This window comes from Achromobacter spanius, from assembly GCF_002966795.1.
GTDB classification, from domain to species: domain Bacteria; phylum Pseudomonadota; class Gammaproteobacteria; order Burkholderiales; family Burkholderiaceae_B; genus Achromobacter; species Achromobacter spanius_D.
In genome coordinates this window covers 1,386,591-1,406,309 of record NZ_CP023270.1, presented here as the reverse complement: position 1 = coordinate 1,406,309, position 19,719 = coordinate 1,386,591, and the positions used below count along the sequence as shown (strand labels likewise).

Genomic DNA, 19,719 nt, shown 5'->3' with positions numbered 1-19,719 from the left:
CCGACTCAATCCCCCCGCGGCGGCAGATGCAACATCGCCAAGTGGGGGGAATCCTCAAAGCGGGGATAGCGCTGCAGCACCGCCGGGTCGTGGCCCGGCACCACATGCTGGTCCGATTGCGCGGCCGCATGCAGTTTGGCGTAACCCGACAGCATCTGCACGGTGTTGTAGACGATGGGAAACGGCCGCCCCCGCTCCATGTTCTCGTAGTAGTGGCTGGCATCCGATGCCAGCACCACCCAGCCGCGCGCGGTGTGGACACGCACCGATTGCAGCCCTTTGGTGTGGCCGCCGATCTTCAGCAGTTCGATGCCCGGCAGCAGCGCCTCGTCGCCGTCATGGAACACCACGCGGTCTTCATACACGCGCCGGACCAATGACATCACATCCTCGACCGCGTACGCGTGACGCAGCGGCTCGAAGCACATGCAGCGGCCCGTGGCGTAGTCCATCTCGTCGTCCTGCACGTGGAAGATCGCCTCGGGCAGCAGGTCCAGGTTGCCGGCGTGGTCGTAGTGCAGGTGCGTCAGCACCACGTGCTGCACATCCGCGGGCTGAACGTCCAGCGCCGCCAGCGCGCCGATCGGACAGTGGATGAGCTCGCGCTGGCGCCGGCGAGCCATGCCGGCGTTGAACCCGGTATCGACCAGCACTACGCGGCCCGCGCCGCGCACCAGCCACACGAAGAAATCCATGGGCATGTCGCCGTCGTGGGGATCACCGCCCAGGAAGTTGTCGCGGCGCTGGCGCGCCATGCTTGCGTAGCGGACGGCGTAGATCTCGTACTCGGGTAGCGCGTCTGGCGCATTCATTTCAGACTCCAAGGTAGGCCTTCTGCACGAAGGGATCCGCCAGCAACTCCGCCCCTTTGCCGCTGCGCACGACCTCGCCATGCTCGAACGCGTAGGCCTGATGCGCCAGGCGCAGCGCCAGCCGCGCGTTCTGTTCCACCAGCACGATGGCGATGCCACTATCGCGATTGATGCGCTGGATGGCGCCCGCAATCTCGGCCACGATCTTGGGCGCAATGCCCAGCGACGGCTCGTCCAGCATCAGCAGACGGGGTTGCGCCATCATCGCACGACCGATGGCCACCATCTGCTGTTCGCCACCCGATAGCGAGCCCGCAAGCTGCGCGCGCCGCTCCTGCACCCGCGGAAAGAGCGCATAGATCTCGTCCAACCGCGCCCGCACGCCGGCACGCGAACCCACCGCATGCGCGCCCGCCAGCAGATTGTCCAGCACGGTCATCCGGCCGAACAGGCGCCGCCCTTCCGGCGACAGCGCCAGGCCCGCCGACACGCGCGCGGCCGCCCCCAGCCGGGAAATGTCGCGCCCTTCGAAGCACACGCGGCCGCCTGCCACCGGCGCCAGGCCGATCAGCGCCTTGAGCGTGGAACTCTTGCCGGCGCCGTTCGAGCCGACCAGCGCGACGATCTCGCCCTGCTCGACGTTGAAGCTGACGCCGCGCACCGCCTCCAGCTGCCCGTACCGCACATTCAGATCCTGGACTTCAAGCATGGGCATAGTCGGGCGCTCCCAGATAGGCTTCGATCACGGCGGGGTTGTCGCGGATGGCCTGCGGCGTGCCCTCGGCGATCTTCTCGCCCTGGACCAGCACGACGATGCGATGGCACAGCTCCATGACCAGCGCCATGTGGTGTTCGACCAGCAGCATCGTCAGCCCCTCCTCGTCCCGCAGCCGCCGCAGCAGACGGCCAAGCTCGTTGCATTCTTCATGGTTCAGCCCGGCGGCCGGCTCGTCCAGCAGCAGCATGCGCGGCCGGCAGGCCAGCGCGACGGCGATGCCCAGTTTCTTCTGCAGGCCGTAGGCCAGCGATCCGGCCGGCGCGTCGCGCCAGGCCTGCAGATCCAGCAGCGTGAGCAGGCGATCGACCTCGCGGGCGACCTCGTCGGCCGAAAGCAGGTCTTCGCTGCGGCCGGCCAGCCGCCGCAGCCACGAATGCCTGACCCGCGACAGCATGCCGCGATGAATGTTCTCGGCCACCGTCACGCCGGGATAGGTGGACGTGGACTGGAACGTGCGAGCCAGCCCATGCACGACGACACGGCTGGGCTGCGCGCCCGAGATGTCGCGGCCGTCGAATTGCACCGTGCCGGCGCTGGGCGGCATGGCGCCGCTGATGACGTTGAAGGCGGTGGTCTTGCCCGCGCCGTTCGGACCGATCAGGCCCACGATCTCGCCGCTGGCGACGGAGAACGTCAGCCCGCGCAAGGCCGCCAGCCCTCCGAAGCTGCGAGAAAGGCCGTTCACCTGCAATAAAGGCTGGCTCATTGTGACTCCTTGCGGCGGCGCGCCTGCCAGGGCCCCGGCAGGCCGGCCAGGCCCGCGGGCAGAAAGCGCAGGATCAGGATCAGCGCCGCGCCGTAAAAGATGTGCTGCGTCTGGACCGCCCCGCGAAACAGTTCCGGCAGCGGCGTCAGCACCATGGCGCCGATCAGCCCGCCCCAAACCGACCGCCGGCCTCCGATGACCAGCATGATGATGAAGCTGATCGAGATGCTGGCGTTGAACGATTCCGGCGAGACATAGCCGACATAGCGCGCCTGCAAGGCGCCGCCGGCCGCCGCCAGCGCGCAGCCGCCCACGAAGGCGCAGAGCTGGATGCGCTGCACGGACAGGCCCGTGGATTCGGCCAGCGCGGGGTTTTCGGCCACCGCGTCGATGGCATGGCCGAACGGACGCCTGGCCACCGCGGCCAGCAATGCCACGGACCCCAGCGCCACGGCGAGCGCCAGGCCGTAAAAGCTGCCACGGCTGTCGAACACCCAGCCCGCCAGTTCGGCCGGCAGAATGCCCGCGATGCCGTTGGCGCCGCCAGACCAGGACGCGCCGTCCAGCAGCGCCAGCCGAACCAGCTCGCCGAAAGCAAACGTCACCAGCACGAAGTACACGCCCTTCAAACGCAGGATGATGGCGCCCAGCGCCAGCGCAACGACGGCGGTGATGGCAACGCCCGCCAGCGTGGCCGGCAGAAAGCCCCAGCCCAGATGACGCGCCGCCAGCACCGAGCCGTAAGCGCCCACCGCGACGAAGGCAGCATGGCCCAGCGACAGCTGGCCGCAGCGCGCGATCAGCGCCAGGCCGTTGACGATGAGCACGTTCAGGCAGGTCAGCACGGCCAGGTGCTGCACAAACGGCCCCGCAAACCACGGTGTCACGGCGGCGGCCGCCAATGCCAGCCACAACAGCCATTGCACGGGCGCGGGTCGCGCCATGCCGGCTTCAAGCGAAAGTACGGTCATGGCTTATGCCTCCCCCCGGCCCAACAGCCCCTTGGGCCGCACGACCAGCATGATGATCACGATGGCGAAGATGAGCATGTCCGCCGTGCTGCTTTCGAACAGCAGGCTGCCATAACTTTCCGCCAGCCCCAGCGCAAGCCCCGCCACGGCAGCGCCCGGAATGCTGCCCAGTCCGCCCAGAATCACCACGATGAACGCCTTGAGCAGCGGCGTGGCGCCCACGAAGGGCGACACCGAGAACAGCGGCGCCATCAATGCGCCAGCCACGGCCGCCAGCCCCACGCCCAGACCGAAGCCGAGCGGGTAGTAGATGCGCGAGCGGATGCCCTGGATCGCGGCGATCTCGAAATCCTCGACCACGGCGCGCAGCGCGCGCCCGGGACGCGAATGCTTCAGAAAGCCGTACAGCAGCGCCAGCGCCAGCAGCGCGAACAGCACCACATACACCCGCGACAGCGGCACGACCAGCTTGCCCATGCGCGCCGTGCCCTGGGCGACGGCCGGCATGGACAGCGGGTCTGGCCCGAAGAACATCAGCGCGAGGTTCTGCAGGATCATCGCCAGGCCGATGGTGGCGATCATTCCGTTCAACTCATCGCGCCGGAACGGCTTGAGCACGCCCCATTCCAGCACCGCGCCCCCGGCGACCGCCAGCGCAAAAGTGAGCGCCACGGCCGGCAGAAAGGTCAGCCCCGCCTGGGTGGTCAGGTAGTACGCGCCGAACGCGCCCAGCATGTAGAACTCGCCATGCGCGAAATTCACCATGCGCATCACGCCGAACACCAGCGTGAAGCCCACCGCCATCAGCAGGTACAGCAGTCCCACGATCAAGCCGTTGATCGTGGCCTGCGCCAGCAGAATGCTCCAATCCACGTCGTGTCCTCCGCCGCGCTAGCGGCAACCCTCGACCGTGCAGCGGGCGCGGATGACCTCGCGGCCATCCTTGACCTCGGCCACGTAGAACGGCGCATTGAGCTGGTGATTGATGCCGTACATGGCCTGGCCGGTCCAGCTCAGCTTGCCCAGCGAGCCTTCAAAGCCGTCCAGCTTTTCGAGTTCGATGCGCACCCGCTCGGTGTCTTCCACCGTGCCCGCGCGGCGCATGGCCTCGAACAGCATGTTGGTACCGTCGTAAAAAGCCGGGCTGAAGCCGTTCATCGCGTGCTTGTACTTGGCCGCGTAGCGCTTGGCGTAGGCCTGCGTGGCGGGCAGGTCCGGATCGATCGGCGTGTGGACCAGCATGCCTTCGGTCGCCTGCTTGCCCGCCACGTTCACGATCTCCTGCGTGGCCGGGCCGCCCGTGCGCACGATCTTGCCCTCGAAGCCCAGTTCGCGCGCCTGCTTGACGATGAGACCCGCCGTGGTGGGAGAGTTTCCGTCCAGCTCGATGGCGTCGATGCCGCGCGCCATCATGCGGGTCAGCAAAGGCACGAAGTCGACGCGGTCGCGCTCGAAGAATTCCTTGGTGGCCAGCGCCGCTCCCGCCTTCTTGTAGGCGGCCTCCAGGTCCAGCGCGATCTGCTGGCCGGTCTCGTCGTTGGGAAACAGCGCGCCGACCTTGCGCAGGCCTTGCGCCTTGACCAGCCAGTCGATCTGCGGCTGCGAGACTTCGGCGGTCGTGACGTTGGGGCGGAAGGTGTAGGGCTTGTCGGCGGCCAGCGCCTTGGAGGTGAAGCCGAGCGTCAACAGGATGACCTTGTTCTTCTCGGTCATCGGCTGGATCGCCAGCACCGGCGCGGAGCCCACCGGGCCGATCACGTAGCGCACCTTGTCCTCGAACACCAGGCGGTTCGCCACCGTGACGGCCTCGTTCGCCTGGTACTTGTCGTCATAGGCCACGACCTGCACCCGGTACTTCTTGCCGCCCACTTCCAGACCGCCCGCCTCGTTCACCTGATCGGCCGCGACCTCCGCGGCGTTTTTCATGCCCTGCCCCCAGGCGGCGCCCGCGCCGGACAGGGTGACCAACGCGCCGAGCTTCAGCGTTTCCTGCGCGTGGGCCGGTATTGCGGCGGCCAGCGCGAAAGCGCCGGCCAGGATGATCGGATAACGCATGTCGTCTCCTGAGGATGCGGGCTCCAGCGGCCCGTCGGTAATGCCTGCTCTATTGGCGGGCGATGGCGTCCAGCACCGGCAGCACGTAGCCGCGGAACTGCTCGGGGTTTTCGCTCATCGGGAAATGTCCCAATTCGCGCATGATGGTCACCTGCGCGCCAGGGATGCTGGCGGCGGTGCGCAGGGTGTCTTCCGGCGTGCAGGAGAAGTCGTATTCGCCTGTCAGCAGGTAGAGCGGACACAGGTCGGTGCGGATGCCATCCAGGCGCCCGCGCAGGTCGCTGTCCACGCGATAGAAGTGCAGGTCGCCGCGAAACACGCCGGGACCGCCCTGCATGTATTGCCACAGCGTTTCGTGGCGATGCACGGCGGGCGACTGGGGCGCGATTAGCCCGGACACCAGCGCCGCGCAGACCTCGCCGCCATGCACGTCGCCGCGATGCAGCCATGACGTGTCGTACCAGGGCGCCTGGTGATCGGCGGCTTCGACGCCGATCAGCGCACGGAAATCACGGGAATGCAGATGCGCGAGCTGCAGCACGATGCGCCCGCCGATGGAGCAGCCGATGAGCGCCGGCCGGTCCAGCGCCAGCGCATGGCAGAAGGCCATCACGGTCTCGACGTACAGGTCCGTGGAAAGCCGGTACTCCTCGTCCTGCCAGCCTTCGGGCGGATACGACTTGCCGTGCCACGGCAGGTCGAGCGCAATGACGCGATAGCGCGAGGTGATGTCCGGGTCGCACATCATGTGCCGGTACTGACGGCCATCGGCGCCGGCGGTGTGCAGGCACACCAGCGGTATGCCTTCGCCCGCTTCCTCGAAATAGACGCGACAGCGCCGGCCGGCGATGTCGAACGACACGTAGCGGCCGACGATGGGTTCCAGTGCCGCGCTCATGCTCGCACCTCCCGCGCCGAGGCGAGCAGGTCCTTGACGAACTGCAGATGCGCCATCAACGGCTGGAGATTGCCGTCGATGCGCAATTCGCCGCGCTTGGCGAGCGCAAAGATGTCGTGCCAGCCGGCGTCCGGCACGGCCTGCCAGAAGTGCGACCAGGCGGTTTCGGAAGCCTGCATTGCCACGTCGCACGAAGGCAGCGGGGCCGCGGGGACCTCGGCGGCCATGACGCGTCCGTCGCGGATGCGCACGAGGACCGGATGGGCGCCGAATCGGACCAGCAGATCCATGTCGACCTGGCGAGGCCGCGAAAACGACAGCGCGCTGTCACGAAAACGCTGCGCAAGCAGCGCGCCGCCCGCGTCGCGCGCGGGCATGGCTTGGGTTTGCATTGTCTCTTCCCTGTTTGGCGCGTTCTTATATACAGAACGCTTATTCTTTCTGTAAGAACATTCTAAGGATCAGAAACTGGCCGTGTCAACACGGGGAAATCACGGAAATCGCTGCCTTGTCGGGCGCTGCCGCCCGGCGCGGCGGTCCGCTATTGCACCGAGAGCGTCCGCCAGTCGGGATCCAGCGCAAGCGGGCAGCCGGTGAGGGCCTGCAGTTCATCGAACGTCAGCCCCGCCACCATCGCCCTGATCTGCATGCCCGCCGGCGTCACGTCCAGGATGGCCAGGTCCGTATAGATGCGGTCCACGACCCCGGCGCCCGTCAGCGGGTAGGTGCACTCGCGCACGATCTTGGGCTGCCCGTCCTTGGTGACGTGCTCCATCGTGATGTAGACCTGGCGCGCGCCGGCCACGAGATCCATGGCCCCGCCAACAGCCGGTATGGTGTCGGCCGCGCCCGTGTCCCAGTTGGCGAGGTCGCCCTTTTCGGACACCTGGAACGCGCCCAGTACCGTCAGGTCCAGATGGCCGCCGCGCATCATGGCAAATGACACCACGTGGTCCGTGATGGACGCGCCCGGCAACAGGGTCACTGCCTCCTTGCTGGCGTTGATGAGGTCCAGGTCCAGGGGCGCGCCGGGATCGCCCGGCCCCATTCCGACGATTCCGTTCTCGGTGTGCAGGATCACGTCCCGGTCCTGCGGCAGAAAGGCCGAGACCTGCGTCGGAATGCCGATGCCCAGATTGACGTAGGCGCCGTCCTCGATGTCCGCCGCCACCAGGCGCGCGATGTCGCGCCGGCTGAGTTTTTCATAGCCCATGACCCGCTCCCACTTGCACCACCCGTTTGACGAAGATGCCCGGTGTCATCACGTGTTCGGGCGGGATGCCGCCCAGGTCCACGATCTCGTCCACCTGCGCCACCGTCGTGGCGGCGGCCATGCACATGACCGGCGCGAAATTGCGGCCCGCGTAGCGGTACACCAGGTTGCCCCAGCGATCCGCCGTGCGCGCCTTGACGAATGCATAGTCGCCCTTGAGCGGCGATTCCAGCACGTAGCCAACGCCGTCGATGACGCGGGTTTCCTTGCCCCGCGAAAGCGGAGTGCCGAAGGCCGTGGGCGTAAAGAACGGTCCCAGGCCCGCGCCCGCCGCGCGCATGCGTTCGGCCATCGTGCCCTGCGGCACGCATTCGAGCTCGACCTTGCCGGCCCGGTACGCGTCCGCGAAGGCCGCGGCGTTCGGGTTCTTGCGGTCGGACGAGCGCGCGAACGAGCAGATCATCTTGCGCACCCGGCCCGCCTGCACGAGCTCGCTGAGCCCGCGCTTGCCGTTGCCCGCATTGTTGTTGACGATGGTCAACTCGCGCGCGCCCTGGTCCAGCAGCGCGCAGATCAGTTCGGTCGGCACGCCCGAGGCGCCGAAGCCGCCGATCAGGATCACCGCCCCGTCCTGCACGCCCGCCACCGCGGCCGCCAGGGAATCAACTGTCTTGTCCAGCATGGCGCTCTCTCCTGGAGTCTCAGTGCGTGGCCGGGCCGCCGAGAATGGCGGTGGACTGGCTGGACAGCGTGCCGCCGTTCCCGTGCACCAGCGCAATGTCGGCGCCTTGCACCTGCCGTTCGCCCGCCTGCGCCCGAAGCTGGCGCACGGCTTCGATCACCAGGAAAATGCCGTACATGCCGGGATGCACGCACGACAGTCCGCCGCCATTGGTGTTGACCGGCAACCGGCCACCGGGCGCAATCGCCCCACCCTGCACGAAAGCCCCGCCCTCGCCCTTCTTGCAAAAGCCCAGGTCTTCCAGGAACAGCAGCGTGTTGATTGTGAAGGCGTCGTACAGCTCGGCCACGTCCACGTCGGCCACCGTCAGGCCCGCCATCGCCAGCGCGCGCTTGCCCGACTCTGCAGCCGCGGTGACGGTCAGGTCCTCCATGGACGAAATCTGGCGGTTCCATACCGCGGTCGCGCTTCCCAACACATAAACGGGGGGCTGCTTCAACTGGCGCGCGCGGTCCGCGCGGACCATCACATAGGCGCCGCCGCCGTCGCTGACCAGGCAGCAGTCGCGCACGGTCAGGGGATCGGACACCGGACGCGAAGCCAGCACGTCCGCGATCGACAGGGGGTCGCGCATCGCCGCCTCCGGATTGAGGCGAGCCCAGGCCCGAGCCGCCACCGCCACTTCGGCAAGCTGCTCCCGCGTGGTGCCGTACTGGTGCATGTGCCGGGCGGCCGCCAGCGCGTAGGACGTCACGGGCGACAGGGGCGAGTACGGGTACTCGAACGGCTGCGGGTCCAGCAGCGTGCGCGCCTTGACGCCCTCCTTGCGGCCGAACACCGCCGTCTTCTGCGTGCTGCCGTAGCAGACCAGGACCGCATTGCACTGGCCGGACACCAGCGCCATCACCGACGGCAGCAGGTGCGAGACAAAGCTGGATCCGCCCAGCATCGTGGCCTCGATGTAGCGCGGCTTGAGGCCCAGGTATTCGGCGACCGGCATGCTCCACATCGTGGCTGACGAGCTGCACGTCGCCAGGCCATCGATGTCGCGCATGGTCAGGCCCGCATCCGCGACCGCGCGGGCGGCGGCCTGCGCCAGCACTTCCATTTCAGTAAACCCGTGGGCTTCGCCCAGGCCCGCATGTCCCACCCCCGCGATGGCGACCTGTCCGCGCAGCGATTCCAGCGACATCATGCGACCTCCGCCGGAACGAACACCACCAGCGGCTGCCCCTCGCCGCGCAACACGCGCGCCTGGACCCGCATGCCGATGTGCAGGCCGTCCGGCGCGACGCCGTCAATGCGGCTCATCATGCGCACACCCTCCTGCAGATCGACCAGCGCCACGTTGTAGTCGCCGCCTGCATCGGGCTTGCGCCGCACGATGCTGAGCGAATAGACCGTGCCCGCGCCCGACGGCTCGGTCCACGCCAGATCCTGCGCGCCGCAGTGCATGCACAGCACCCGCGGAAAGAACTGATGCGCGCCGCAGGCCGCGCAACGCTGGATCCGGAAGCGGCCCTCGGCGAGATTCGAAAAATACTGCTCCTGCGGCCCGCTTGGCGCGGCGCCCTCCATTTCCCTCTGCATTGCCCTGTCTCCTGATTCTTCTGCGGGACGCATCCGCCGCGCCCCTGTTCATTACAAGTCCGCGAAGGTTTGACCCTGCGCGACCAGCCGTTCCAGCAAGGGCGCGGGACGCCAGAGTTCGCCGTGCGCCGCGTGAAACTGCCGGATCGTCGCCAGCACCTGCGCCAGCCCCTGCTGCTCGGCGTAGCACAAGGGACCGCCCCGGTGCACCGGAAATCCGTAGCCGTTTACGTAGATGACGTCGATGTCCGACGCGCGGCGCGCAATGCCCTCTTCCAGGATGCGCGCGCCTTCGTTGACCAGCGCATACATCGTGCGCTGCACGATCTCTTCGTCCGAAATGACACGTCGCGCAATGCCGTCTTCGCGTGCGCAGGTCTCGATCAGCGCCAGCACATCGGGGTCTTCCAGCGGCGTGCGGCTGCCGGCCTCGTAGCGGTAAAAACCACTGCCCGTCTTCTGTCCGAAGCGGCCCTGCTCGCACAGGCGGTCGGCCACGCGCGAATAGCGCAGGTGCGCCGGCCGCGTGGGTGCCATGCGTTTGCGGAACGCCCAGCTGATGTCCAATCCCGCCATGTCGGCCATGCGCAGCGGCCCCATTGCCAGTCCGAAACGCTGCAGCGCGCCGTCCACTTGCGCGGGCGTCGCGCCTTCTTCTAGCAGGAAGTGCGCCTCGCGCGTGTACGGGCTGACCATGCGATTGCCGACGAACCCGTCGCACACGCCGACCAGCACCGGCAGCTTGCCCATCTTGCGCGCCAGCCGGAACACGGCGGCGACGACGTCGCCATCGGTTTCGCGGCCCTTCACCACCTCGAGCAGCCGCATGACGTTCGCGGGACTGAAGAAGTGCATGCCCAGCACCTGCGCGGGACGTCCCGTGAAAGCGGCGATCTCGTCGATATCCAGCCGGGACGTGTTCGACGCCAGGATCGCGGAGGGTTTGCAGACGCGGTCCAGCGCCTGAAAGATCTCGCGCTTGACGCCCATGTCCTCGAAGGCGGCCTCGATGACCAGATCCGCATCGCGCAGATCGTCCAGCTGCAGGCTGGTGCGGATGCGCGCCTGGCGCTCCTCGACCTGCTCGGCGCTCAGCTTGCCCTTGGCAGCGGTAGCGGCATAGTTCTTCGTGATCACGTCCCACCCGCGCGCCAGCGCCTGCGCGTCGCGTTCGACCAGCACCACGTCCAGTCCCGCGTTGGCAAGACTCATGGCGATGCCGCCGCCCATCGTGCCCGCGCCCACCACGCCCACCGTGGCGATCGGCGCCTGGGCGCGCCATTCGGGCGGCAACTTCACGGCGGCGCGCTCGGCAAAGAACAGATGCCGCTGTGCCTTGGACTGCGGTCCGTTCACCAGTTCCAGGAAGCGCTCACGCTCGTACGCCAGTCCGTCATTCAGCGTTGAACGCGCGGCGTACTCCACGCAGTCCACGCAGGCTAGCGGCGCCACGCAACCGCGGAAGCGCCGCGCCGCTTCCTGGCGGGCGCGTTCGTAGACGCCGGGATCGGCGGACGATGCCACCGGCCGTGCGCCCACGATGCGCGTGGCCAGCGGCGCGTCCGCAACGGTCAACGCGTAAGCCGATGCCTGTTCGATCAGATCCTTCGCGCAGACCTTGTCGACCAGTCCCCACTGGGCCGCCAGCTCTGCGTCGACGGGATCTCCGCCGCCGATCATGGATAGCGCCCGTTCAACGCCCACGAGTCGCGGCAGGCGCTGCGTGCCGCCCCCGCCCGGCAGCACGCCCAGCTTCACTTCGGGCAGCCCCAACGACGCGCCGGCCTGCGCCACGCGGTAGTGGCAGCCCAGCGCCAGCTCAAGGCCCCCGCCGAGCGCCGCGCCATGAATCGCCGCCACCACGGGCTTGGCCGCGCCCTCGATCTGCGCGATGAGCGACCGCAGCGTCGGCTCACGCGCCGGCAGCGGCGTGTTGAATTCGCGGATCTCCGCGCCGCAGCAGAAGAAATCGCCATCACCCGCCAACACCAGCGCGCACACTGCCTCGTCGGCCAGTGCGGCGTCGATGGCCGCGTGCAGCTCGGTGCGCAGCGCCGCGCTCAGGCTGTTGACCGGAGGATTGCGCAACGTCAGCAACGCGACGCGCCCCGCTTCCCTGCGTTCCGTATGGATCAGCATGGCCTCGTCACTCCAGTTCGACTACGGCCTGGCCTTCGTCCACCTCGTCGCCCTCGTTGACAAGCACGCGCGCCACCACGCCCGCGCGCTCCGCTTCCACGGGGATTTCCATCTTCATCGATTCGACCTTGGCGACGCTGTCGCCCGCCTCGACGCGCTGGCCGGGGCTGACGGTGACGGCGACCACACGGCCCACCACGGGGGTTTCCACTTTGAACATTGCCTGCTCCTGATCGTTATCGGTATGAATGTTTCGGTATGACAACTGCGAGGGATCTACGCGGCCTGTGACTGGGCCTCTTCGAGCATGCGTCCCACCAGCCCGGTGCTGACCAGCCCCGCGCGGAAAGCCGGGTCTTCGAGCACCCGGCGCACAAAAGGAATGTTGGTCTTGACGCCTTCGACGCGGAACTGCCCCAGCGCAGCCGCCAGCAGATCCAGCGCCGCTTCGCGCGTCGCGGCATGCGCGATCACCTTCACCAGCATCGGGTCATAGTGGCTCGATACGCGGCAGCCCTCCGCGTAGCCGGTCTCGATGCGCACGCCGGGCATTTCGGGCGGCTGGAACACGCGCAGCGGGCCGGGCGACGGCAGGAAGCGCACCGGGTCTTCGGCATACACGCGTGCCTCGATGGCGTGGCCATTCAGCGGCGGCACGGTCGGCAGCACGTCCTGCATGGGCTCGCCGCCCGCCAGCTTGAGTTGCGCCGCCACCAGATCCACGCCGGTCACCGCTTCGGTCACGGCGTGCTCGACCTGCAGGCGGGTGTTGATCTCAAGAAACGAAAAGTCTGAATCGGGCGTGTACAGCATCTCCACCGTGCCGATCACGTCGTAGCCCATCCCCGCCAGCATGGTCTCCAGCCGCGCGCCCATCGCCTCGACCGCCGCACGCGGCAGCGCAGGCGCCGGCGCTTCCTCCACCACCTTCTGGTGGCGGCGCTGCGTGGAGCAGTCGCGTTCGTACAGGCAGCGCACCTGACCGTGGCGGTCGGCCAGGAACTGGAACTCGACGTGGCGCGGGTCGCGCAGCAGCTTTTCCAGGTACAGCTCAGAGCCGCCGAAACTGCGTTCGGCGATCTGCCGCGCGCGCGTCCATTGCGCTTCGGCATCCTGCGGCCCCTCCAGCGCCAGCATCCCAATGCCGCCACCGCCCGACGCCGGCTTGATCAGCACCGGATACCCGAGGTCCTCGGCGGCGCGGCGCAGCGCCGCAAGGTCGTCGCCCAGCACGGCGCTGCTCGGCGCCATCGGCATGCCCAGCGCCCGCATGGCGTCGCGCGCCTGGGTCTTGTGTCCCAGCATCCGGATCCAGCGCGGCGACGGGCCGACAAAGACCAGGCCGGCCTGCTCCACGGCCTCGGCGAATGCCGCGTTCTCGGACAGGAATCCATAACCCGGGTGCAGCGCATCCGCACCGCACTCACGCGCGACGCGCAGCAGGGTTTCCTGGTTCAGGTAGCTCTGCGAGGCGGGCGATGGACCGATCGGGACGGCCAGGTCCGCTTCGGACAGGTACGGCAGATCGCGGTCGGCATCGGAATAGACGGCGACCGATTCGATGCCCAGGCCGCGCAAGGCGCGGATGACGCGCCGGGCGACGGCGCCGCGATTGGCCACGATGACTCGTTTCATGTTGGGCTCCTGGCGCGGCATCACGGACGGTAGCCGAAGGCCCGGGGGCCGGGTTCGCGCAGCGGCGCCACCAGCTCCACGAATTCCTCCAGCGCCTGACGGGTGGCGGCGGGATCGATGATGTCTTCCACGACAAAGGCTTCCGCGCTGCGGAAGGGCGAGGTCAGGCTGCGGACGCGCGCTTCGATCTCGCGCATCTTGGCCTGCGGATCCTCGGCGGCCTCGATCTCGGCCTTGTAGGCAACCTCCAGTCCGCCCTCCACCGGCAGCGAGCCCCACTGGGCCGACGGCCATGCATAGCGGAAGTTGAAGCGGCCCGCGCTTTGATGCCCGCCCGCCGCCACACCGAACGCCTTGCGCACGATGATCGAGCACCACGGCACCGTGGATTGCGCGACGGCCGTCAGCGCGCGCACGCCGTAGCGCATGGCGCCGGCCTTCTCGGCATTCAACCCGATCTGGAACCCGGGCACGTCGACCAGGTTGACGACGGGCAGATGAAACGTCTCGGCCAGGTCCAGCAAGCGCGTGAATTTTTCGGCGGCCGGGCCGTCCCACCCGCCACCGTAGTGATAGGGATCACTCCCAAACACCGCCACCGGCCAGCCGTCGATGCGGGCCAGGCCGGTGATGACGGCGCGGCCCCAGCGTTTGCCGATCTCCATGAACGAGCCCTCGTCGACCAGCGCCTCCAGAATCGGCCGCATCTTGTACACGGCGCGCGTGTCGGCCGGAATGGCGTCCCGCAGCCAGTCCTGCGCGCCAGCCCGGCCGGGCTCGGCCGACCGCGGGGGCAGCTCGTGCACCGAGCGCGGCAGGTACGAAAGAAAGCGGCGCACGCGCGCGAAGGCGTCCTCTTCGGATTCCGCCTCGTCGTCCACCACGCCGTTGCGGGTGTGGATGTCGCTGCCGCCCAGCTCGTTCTTGTCCAGGTTCTGGCCGATGCGGGCGACGACGGGCGGACCCGCGATGAAGAGCTGCGAGGTATCGCGCACCATGACGGAATAGTGGCTGGCCGCCACGCGCGCCGCGCCCAGGCCCGCCACCGATCCCAGCGCCAGCGACGCGACGGGCACTGTCGCCAGGTTCTGCGCCATCAGCGGCCACATGCGCAGTTTCGGCAGCAGCGTGTGCCCCTTGATCTCGATGTTGCGCACCGAGCCGCCGCCGCCCGTGCCGTCGACGAGCCGGATGAGCGGCACGCGCAAGTCCTGCGCCATGCGCTCGGATTCAACCAGCTTGTCGCCGACCGCCCCGTCATTGGCGCCGCCGCGCACGGTGAAGTCGTCGGCCGCGACGACGACCGGCCTGCCCTGCACCTTGGCGCGCCCGATCAGCAGGTTCGATGGCGTGAAGTCGGTCAGGCGCCCCTGCGCGTCATAGTCGCCGCTGCCCGCCAGCGCCCCCACTTCCCGGAATGACGCCGGGTCGACCATCCTGTCGATCCGCTCGCGCACCGGCAGCTTGCCGTTCTCGCGGTGCCGGCGCACCTTCGCCTCGCCCCCCATGCGCGCCGCCAGTTCCTTGCGCAACGCCAATTCCTGCAGTTCTTTTTCCCAGGACACCTTGTGCTCCTTCCTGCCAGTTGCCCGCGCGGCCACCGCCGCCGCGGTTCAGTCGATCTTGATGTTTGCGCGCTTGATGAGCGTCTCGTTCTGCTTGAGTTCGTCGGCGATCTTTTGCCGGAACTCCTTGGGCGATTGCGTCGAGGGATTGCCCTGCGCCGCAAGCCGCGCACGCACCGCGGGATCCTTGGCCGCTGCGGCGATCTCGCGGTTAAGGCGGTCCACGATGGCGGGCGGCGTGCCCGCCGGCGCAAACACGCCGACCCAGAACGAGATGTCGAAGTCCGGGTAGCCCAGCTCGGCCACGGCGGGCACATCTGGCAGGTCATGCCAGCGCTGCGCGGTAGATACGGCCAGCGCCTTCAGCTTGCCTGCCTTGATGAGCGGCACGCCGGACAGCGTGTCAAAGCCGAAATCGACTTCCTTGGACAGCAGCCCCGCCTCCATCGGCGCGGCGCCGCGGTACGGCACATGCAGCATCTGCACATCCGACATCGTGGCCAGCTGCGCGCCCGCCAGGTGCATCAGGTTGCCGTTGCCGGCCGACCCGTAGCTGACCGTGTTGGGATTGCGCCGCGCCAGGTCGACCAGCGACTTGACGTCCTTCACGCCGGCCACACGCGGGTTCTCGGCGTTGATGGTCAGGATGAAAGGCACGGACACCACGGTCGTCACCGGCTCGAAGTCCTTCAGCGGGTGGTACTGCAGATCCTTGTAGAGCAAGGGGTTGACTGTGATCGAGCTGGAATTGCTGACCAGGATCGTGTAGCCGTCGGGCTTGGCCTGCGCCACCATGCGGGCCGCGATCATGCCGTTCGCGCCCGTCCGGTTTTCGACCACGAACGTCTGGCCCATACGGGTGGCGAGCGCGTCGCCGACGATGCGCGCCACGATGTCGATCGTGCTGCCGGGGCTGAAGCCCACGACGAACTTGACCGGGGCGTTGGGATAGTCGGCCGCGTTTGCGGCCGCCGGCAATGCTGCGCACCAGGCGAACGCGCCTGCTGCCAGCCATTTTGCAACTGTCATGATGTGTCTCCTCCGTGATTGCATGGATCCGCGCCGGGCGCTGCGTTGGCGCACGGCTGCGGATTGCGTTGGTGTCTACTGCGCTGCGACGGCGCCGGAAGCCTTGACGGCCTGGCCCCACTTCTCCTCTTCCTGCTGCATGAAGGCGGCGAATGCCTTGGGCGTGCTGTTGACGACTTCGCCGCCCAGGCCCTCGATGCGGGTCTGCATCGCCGGCGTGGCCACGATCTTCGACACGTCTTCATAGATGCGCTGCGCCTGTTCCGGCGGCATGGCGGCCGGCGCCAGGATGCCGAACCAGGTCGCGGCCTCGAAGCCGGGCATGCCCGCCTCGGCAAACGTCGGCACGTCGCGCAACGCCTGCACCCGCTTGCCGTTGGCGACGGCCAGCGCACGCAGCTTGCCGGACTCGATCAGCGGCAGCGCGGACGTGATGGTGGCCAGCATCATCTGCACCTGCCCGCCCGCCAGGTCCGTGAAGGCCGGCGCGTCGCCCCGGTAAGGCACGTGCGTGATGTTCGATTTCGTGGCGATCTTGAAGAGTTCGCCGCTCAGGTGCTGCGCCGTGCCGTTGCCCGGCGAGGCAAAGTTCACCGCGCTGCCGTTCTGCTTCAGGTACGTCAGGAACTCCGGCAGTGTCTTGGCCGGAATGGCAGGGTTGACTACCAGCACCAGCGGCACCTTGGTCACCAGCGTGATCGGCGCGAAGTCCTTGACGGGGTCGTAGCTGAGCTTGTTGTACAGGTGTCCGCTGATCGTGTGCGCGGACGTCGTCATAAACAGCGTGTAGCCGTCGCCGCGCGCGCGGGCCACGGAACTTGCGCCGATCGTGGTGCCGGCGCCGGCGCGATTTTCAACGATGACCGATTGCCCCCACGTCTGCGTCAGCCGTTCGGCCACGGCCCGCGCGACCACGTCGGTGGCGCCGCCGGCCGGGTACGGCACGATCATCGATACGGGTTTCGAAGGGTAGGTGTCGGCGTGCGCCGCCGCCGTGAACAGCGTCGCGGCACAAGCCAGCGCACGCAGCCAATTGCGTTGCATGGGTAGGTCTCCTCTTGTCATCGATTGAAAGTTTGGTTTATTCTTATCGTTCCATTGTGCAGAACGCTTATTCTATTTTATATTTTTTCAAACCCGGGCTGTCAACGAATAAATGCGCGTCGGCCGCTTGCCGCCAGCGCGAAACAGAGCCATCAAGAGAGGAACGACACTTCATGTCCGAATCATCGGAAACCCTTAAACCCATGCTGATCGGCGGCGAATGGGTCGCGCAGGACGCCGCCGCCTTCGAGTCCATCAACCCCGCCACCGGCGCCCGCAACTACCGGATCAGCGCGGCGTCGGATACGCAGGTCGACCAGGCGGTTCAAGCCGCCTGGCACGCGCAGCGACAGCCTGCATGGCGCGACATGCTGCCGCACCAGCGCGCCGCGATCCTGCGCCGCATCGCCGACGGCATGGACCAGAATGCGCAGCTGCTTGCGCAGTTGCAGATGATCGAAAACGGCAAGGTGTGGGCCGAGTGCAAGGCGCAGGTCGCCAGCGCGGCGGCCACGTTCCGCTACTACGCCGGCGTGTGCGAAACGTTGGGCGCCGAGGTCACGCCCGCGCGCGGCAACTATCTGTCCATGACGCACTACGATCCCTATGGCGTGGTCGTTGCGATCACGCCGTGGAACTCGCCGCTCACGATGGAGGCGCAGAAGGTCGCGCCAGCGCTGGCTGCGGGCAACGCCGTGATCCTCAAACCCTCCGAGGTCACCTCGTCCCCGGCGCTGGCGCTGGGCCGCATTGCCCTTGAGGCCGGCCTGCCGGCTGGCATCCTGAACGTGGTGACCGGCCTGGGCGCGACCGTGGGGCGGCGTCTGGTCGAGCACCCCGGCGTGCGCATGGTGTCGTTCACGGGCGGCACCGGCAGCGGCCGCGCCATTGCGCATGCCGCCGCGGAAAAGCTGATGCCCGTGGCGCTGGAACTGGGTGGCAAATCACCGCACATCGTGTTCGAGGACGCCGACCAGGACGCCGCGATCGACGGCGTCATCGGCGGCATCTTCGAAGGCAGCGGCCAGTCCTGCGTGGCCGGTTCCCGGCTGTACGTGCAGCGCAGCATCGCCCAGGCCTTCATCGAGAAGCTCGTGACGCGCGCCAGCCGCCTGAGGGTCGATTTGCCCGACGCCGATGGCGCGCAGATGGGCCCGATCGCCTCCTTCGGCCATCGCGAAAAGATCGAAGCCATGGTCGAGGGCGCACGCCGCGATGGCGCAGAAGTGCTGCTGGGCGCCGCACGCCCCGAGGGCAAGGCCTTCGAGGCCGGCGCGTTCTACCGCCCCACCATCCTTGGCGGCCTGTCGCGGGATGCGCACGTCGTGCGCGAAGAGATCTTCGGACCGGTGCTGTGCGCGCTGGTGTTCGATGACGAAGACGATCTGATCGACCAGGCCAACGACAGCGCCTATGGCCTGGCCTCCGGCGTCTGGACGGCGGACTACAGGCGCGCCTGGCGCGTGGCCCGGCGCTTGGAGGCGGGCAGCGTCTGGATCAACACGTACAAGCAGCTCTCCATCTCCACGCCCTTCGGCGGCTTCAAGCAAAGCGGCATCGGGCGCGAAAAGGGCGTGAGCGGACTGCGCCTGTATCAGCAATCCAAGGGCATCTATTTCGGCATGTAGGCCGCCCCTTACCCCAGCATCATCCGGGGCCGCCGGCGCGGCCCCTCCAACACTTCATCGGAGACTATCCTCATGCCTGAATTTCAACGAGCCGGCTTCATCGGCCTGGGCGTCATGGGCGAACCCATCTGCCGCAATCTGGCCGTCAAGGGCGGCGTGCCCGTGCTGGGCTGCGACAACGATCCGGCCCCCCTGCAACGGCTGGCCGCGCACAACGTCGCCGCGGCAACCGCCCAGCAGATCATGCGCGAATGCGACGTGGTGTTCCTGTCGCTGCCGTCCGGCGAAGTCGTGGCGCAGCTTGCCCGCGGCGCCGATGGCCTGCTGGCGAACGCGCGCAGTGGCCAGTTGATCGTGGACCTGAGCACCTCGCCCGTCGACGTGACGCGCGAACTGGCCGGGGAATTTGCGGCCAAAGGCGCGGTTTTCATCGATGCGCCCGTCGCCCGCACGCGCGCCGCGGCCGAAGCCGGCACACTGTCGGTCATGATCGGCGGCGATGAAGGCGTGTTCGCGCGCGTCAAACCGCTGGTCTCCACGTTTGCCAACGAAATCACGCATTGCGGCCCGGTGGGCAGCGGCCAGGTCGTCAAGATTCTGAACAACATGGTGCTCTTCGAAACGGTGGTGGCGCTATCCGAAGCACGCGCCATCGCACGCCGTTCGGGGGTCGATCCGCGCGTCCTGCTGGAGACCTTCACACGCGGTTCGGCGGACAGCTTCGCGTTGCGCAACCACGGCTTAAAGGCTATTCTGCCCGCAGACTTTCCCGAAAAAGCCTTCCCTGTGGACTACGCCCGCAAAGACCTGCGCTACGCGCTGGCGCTGGCAGAACAGACCGGCGTACAGGCACTGGGAGCCCGCAACGTGGATCACTGGTTCGACGCGGCGCTCGCCCAGGGGCACGGCAACCGCTATTTCCCCGTCATCAGCCGGGTGATCGATCCGGACTCGGGAACCACCGCGTAATCACC

The 19,719-nt window shown here is 67.8% G+C and carries 20 protein-coding genes; 2 read left to right on the top strand and 18 right to left on the bottom strand.

Features of this window, described 5'->3' with window-relative positions; all coding sequences use genetic code 11:
- Nucleotides 1-5: 5 nt before the first annotated feature.
- The 18 genes from CLM73_RS06290 to CLM73_RS06205 all read right to left on the bottom strand — a co-directional run bounded on the left by CLM73_RS06290 (nucleotide 6) and on the right by CLM73_RS06205 (nucleotide 17,117).
- Nucleotides 6-812, bottom strand: coding sequence for an N-acyl homoserine lactonase family protein (locus CLM73_RS06290; protein WP_105237769.1), 807 nt, complete (start codon nucleotides 810-812; stop codon nucleotides 6-8).
- Between the two features lies 1 nt (nucleotide 813).
- Nucleotides 814-1,527, bottom strand: coding sequence for an ABC transporter ATP-binding protein (locus tag CLM73_RS06285; RefSeq protein ID WP_105237768.1), 714 nt, complete (start codon nucleotides 1,525-1,527; stop codon nucleotides 814-816).
- On the bottom strand, nucleotides 1,514-2,296 hold the full coding sequence (locus CLM73_RS06280) for an ABC transporter ATP-binding protein (protein ID WP_105237767.1): 783 nt from the start codon (nucleotides 2,294-2,296) through the stop codon (nucleotides 1,514-1,516). Before CLM73_RS06280 ends, CLM73_RS06285 begins: the two co-directional genes overlap by 14 nt.
- A complete protein-coding gene (locus tag CLM73_RS06275) occupies nucleotides 2,293-3,267 on the bottom strand; it encodes a branched-chain amino acid ABC transporter permease (RefSeq protein WP_105237766.1) in 975 nt (324 codons plus the stop codon). The genes CLM73_RS06280 and CLM73_RS06275 overlap by 4 nt, the downstream gene beginning before the upstream one ends.
- Before the next feature lie 3 nt (nucleotides 3,268-3,270).
- Nucleotides 3,271-4,140 carry a branched-chain amino acid ABC transporter permease gene (locus CLM73_RS06270; RefSeq protein ID WP_105237765.1) on the bottom strand — a complete coding sequence of 290 codons (870 nt, stop codon included), beginning with the start codon at nucleotides 4,138-4,140 and terminating at the stop codon, nucleotides 3,271-3,273.
- An 18-nt stretch (nucleotides 4,141-4,158) separates the two neighbouring features.
- The gene (locus CLM73_RS06265; RefSeq protein ID WP_105237764.1) at nucleotides 4,159-5,322 is read right to left on the bottom strand and encodes an ABC transporter substrate-binding protein; all 1,164 of its coding nucleotides are present in this window, start codon (nucleotides 5,320-5,322) and stop codon (nucleotides 4,159-4,161) included.
- Nucleotides 5,323-5,371: 49 nt separating this feature from the next.
- Nucleotides 5,372-6,220 carry an alpha/beta fold hydrolase gene (locus CLM73_RS06260; protein WP_105237763.1) on the bottom strand — a complete coding sequence of 283 codons (849 nt, stop codon included), beginning with the start codon at nucleotides 6,218-6,220 and terminating at the stop codon, nucleotides 5,372-5,374.
- Nucleotides 6,217-6,612 carry a hypothetical protein gene (locus CLM73_RS06255; protein ID WP_105237762.1) on the bottom strand — a complete coding sequence of 132 codons (396 nt, stop codon included), beginning with the start codon at nucleotides 6,610-6,612 and terminating at the stop codon, nucleotides 6,217-6,219. The genes CLM73_RS06260 and CLM73_RS06255 overlap by 4 nt, the downstream gene beginning before the upstream one ends.
- 149 nt (nucleotides 6,613-6,761) lie before the next feature.
- Nucleotides 6,762-7,433 carry a 3-oxoacid CoA-transferase subunit B gene (locus CLM73_RS06250; RefSeq protein ID WP_105237761.1) on the bottom strand — a complete coding sequence of 224 codons (672 nt, stop codon included), beginning with the start codon at nucleotides 7,431-7,433 and terminating at the stop codon, nucleotides 6,762-6,764.
- On the bottom strand, nucleotides 7,423-8,115 hold the full coding sequence (locus CLM73_RS06245; RefSeq protein ID WP_105237760.1) for a 3-oxoacid CoA-transferase subunit A: 693 nt from the start codon (nucleotides 8,113-8,115) through the stop codon (nucleotides 7,423-7,425). Before CLM73_RS06245 ends, CLM73_RS06250 begins: the two co-directional genes overlap by 11 nt.
- Before the next feature lie 19 nt (nucleotides 8,116-8,134).
- Nucleotides 8,135-9,307, bottom strand: coding sequence for a thiolase (locus CLM73_RS06240; RefSeq protein WP_105241400.1), 1,173 nt, complete (start codon nucleotides 9,305-9,307; stop codon nucleotides 8,135-8,137).
- The gene (locus CLM73_RS06235) at nucleotides 9,307-9,705 is read right to left on the bottom strand and encodes a Zn-ribbon domain-containing OB-fold protein (protein WP_234015817.1); all 399 of its coding nucleotides are present in this window, start codon (nucleotides 9,703-9,705) and stop codon (nucleotides 9,307-9,309) included. The genes CLM73_RS06240 and CLM73_RS06235 overlap by 1 nt, the downstream gene beginning before the upstream one ends.
- A 51-nt stretch (nucleotides 9,706-9,756) precedes the next feature.
- Nucleotides 9,757-11,844 carry a 3-hydroxyacyl-CoA dehydrogenase NAD-binding domain-containing protein gene (locus tag CLM73_RS06230; protein ID WP_105237758.1) on the bottom strand — a complete coding sequence of 696 codons (2,088 nt, stop codon included), beginning with the start codon at nucleotides 11,842-11,844 and terminating at the stop codon, nucleotides 9,757-9,759.
- A gap of 7 nt (nucleotides 11,845-11,851) precedes the next feature.
- Complete coding sequence (locus CLM73_RS06225; protein WP_105237757.1) at nucleotides 11,852-12,064, bottom strand: acetyl-CoA carboxylase biotin carboxyl carrier protein subunit; 213 nt, start codon at nucleotides 12,062-12,064, stop codon at nucleotides 11,852-11,854.
- Nucleotides 12,065-12,120: 56 nt separating this feature from the next.
- Nucleotides 12,121-13,479 (bottom strand): acetyl-CoA carboxylase biotin carboxylase subunit, encoded by a 1,359-nt coding sequence (locus CLM73_RS06220; RefSeq protein WP_105237756.1) that lies wholly within the window; start codon nucleotides 13,477-13,479, stop codon nucleotides 12,121-12,123.
- A 20-nt stretch (nucleotides 13,480-13,499) separates the two neighbouring features.
- Nucleotides 13,500-14,987, bottom strand: coding sequence for an acyl-CoA carboxylase subunit beta (locus tag CLM73_RS06215; RefSeq protein ID WP_418904944.1), 1,488 nt, complete (start codon nucleotides 14,985-14,987; stop codon nucleotides 13,500-13,502).
- A 105-nt stretch (nucleotides 14,988-15,092) separates the two neighbouring features.
- Nucleotides 15,093-16,073, bottom strand: coding sequence for a Bug family tripartite tricarboxylate transporter substrate binding protein (locus CLM73_RS06210; protein WP_105237754.1), 981 nt, complete (start codon nucleotides 16,071-16,073; stop codon nucleotides 15,093-15,095).
- 75 nt (nucleotides 16,074-16,148) lie between these two features.
- Nucleotides 16,149-17,117 (bottom strand): Bug family tripartite tricarboxylate transporter substrate binding protein, encoded by a 969-nt coding sequence (locus CLM73_RS06205; protein ID WP_105237753.1) that lies wholly within the window; start codon nucleotides 17,115-17,117, stop codon nucleotides 16,149-16,151.
- Between the two features lie 173 nt (nucleotides 17,118-17,290).
- Here CLM73_RS06205 and CLM73_RS06200 point away from each other — a divergent pair, with 173 nt between their 5' ends.
- Both CLM73_RS06200 and CLM73_RS06195 read left to right on the top strand, forming a co-directional pair.
- The gene (locus tag CLM73_RS06200; RefSeq protein WP_105237752.1) at nucleotides 17,291-18,745 is read left to right on the top strand and encodes an aldehyde dehydrogenase; all 1,455 of its coding nucleotides are present in this window, start codon (nucleotides 17,291-17,293) and stop codon (nucleotides 18,743-18,745) included.
- Nucleotides 18,746-18,817: 72 nt separating this feature from the next.
- Nucleotides 18,818-19,714, top strand: coding sequence for an NAD(P)-dependent oxidoreductase (locus CLM73_RS06195; protein ID WP_105237751.1), 897 nt, complete (start codon nucleotides 18,818-18,820; stop codon nucleotides 19,712-19,714).
- Nucleotides 19,715-19,719: the final 5 nt, after the last annotated feature.

Coding starts and splice junctions, on each gene's coding strand:
- CLM73_RS06290 (WP_105237769.1), bottom strand. CDS start 812: ATGAATGCGCCAGACGCGCTACCCGAGTACGAGATCTACGCCGTCCGC.
- CLM73_RS06285 (WP_105237768.1), bottom strand. CDS start 1,527: ATGCCCATGCTTGAAGTCCAGGATCTGAATGTGCGGTACGGGCAGCTG.
- CLM73_RS06280 (WP_105237767.1), bottom strand. CDS start 2,296: ATGAGCCAGCCTTTATTGCAGGTGAACGGCCTTTCTCGCAGCTTCGGA.
- CLM73_RS06275 (WP_105237766.1), bottom strand. CDS start 3,267: ATGACCGTACTTTCGCTTGAAGCCGGCATGGCGCGACCCGCGCCCGTG.
- CLM73_RS06265 (WP_105237764.1), bottom strand. CDS start 5,322: ATGCGTTATCCGATCATCCTGGCCGGCGCTTTCGCGCTGGCCGCCGCA.
- CLM73_RS06260 (WP_105237763.1), bottom strand. CDS start 6,220: ATGAGCGCGGCACTGGAACCCATCGTCGGCCGCTACGTGTCGTTCGAC.
- CLM73_RS06255 (WP_105237762.1), bottom strand. CDS start 6,612: ATGCAAACCCAAGCCATGCCCGCGCGCGACGCGGGCGGCGCGCTGCTT.
- CLM73_RS06250 (WP_105237761.1), bottom strand. CDS start 7,433: ATGGGCTATGAAAAACTCAGCCGGCGCGACATCGCGCGCCTGGTGGCG.
- CLM73_RS06245 (WP_105237760.1), bottom strand. CDS start 8,115: ATGCTGGACAAGACAGTTGATTCCCTGGCGGCCGCGGTGGCGGGCGTG.
- CLM73_RS06240 (WP_105241400.1), bottom strand. CDS start 9,307: ATGTCGCTGGAATCGCTGCGCGGACAGGTCGCCATCGCGGGGGTGGGA.
- CLM73_RS06235 (WP_234015817.1), bottom strand. CDS start 9,705: ATGCAGAGGGAAATGGAGGGCGCCGCGCCAAGCGGGCCGCAGGAGCAG.
- CLM73_RS06230 (WP_105237758.1), bottom strand. CDS start 11,844: ATGCTGATCCATACGGAACGCAGGGAAGCGGGGCGCGTCGCGTTGCTG.
- CLM73_RS06225 (WP_105237757.1), bottom strand. CDS start 12,064: ATGTTCAAAGTGGAAACCCCCGTGGTGGGCCGTGTGGTCGCCGTCACC.
- CLM73_RS06220 (WP_105237756.1), bottom strand. CDS start 13,479: ATGAAACGAGTCATCGTGGCCAATCGCGGCGCCGTCGCCCGGCGCGTC.
- CLM73_RS06215 (WP_418904944.1), bottom strand. CDS start 14,987: ATGGGGGGCGAGGCGAAGGTGCGCCGGCACCGCGAGAACGGCAAGCTG.
- CLM73_RS06210 (WP_105237754.1), bottom strand. CDS start 16,073: ATGACAGTTGCAAAATGGCTGGCAGCAGGCGCGTTCGCCTGGTGCGCA.
- CLM73_RS06205 (WP_105237753.1), bottom strand. CDS start 17,117: ATGCAACGCAATTGGCTGCGTGCGCTGGCTTGTGCCGCGACGCTGTTC.
- CLM73_RS06200 (WP_105237752.1), top strand. CDS start 17,291: ATGTCCGAATCATCGGAAACCCTTAAACCCATGCTGATCGGCGGCGAA.
- CLM73_RS06195 (WP_105237751.1), top strand. CDS start 18,818: ATGCCTGAATTTCAACGAGCCGGCTTCATCGGCCTGGGCGTCATGGGC.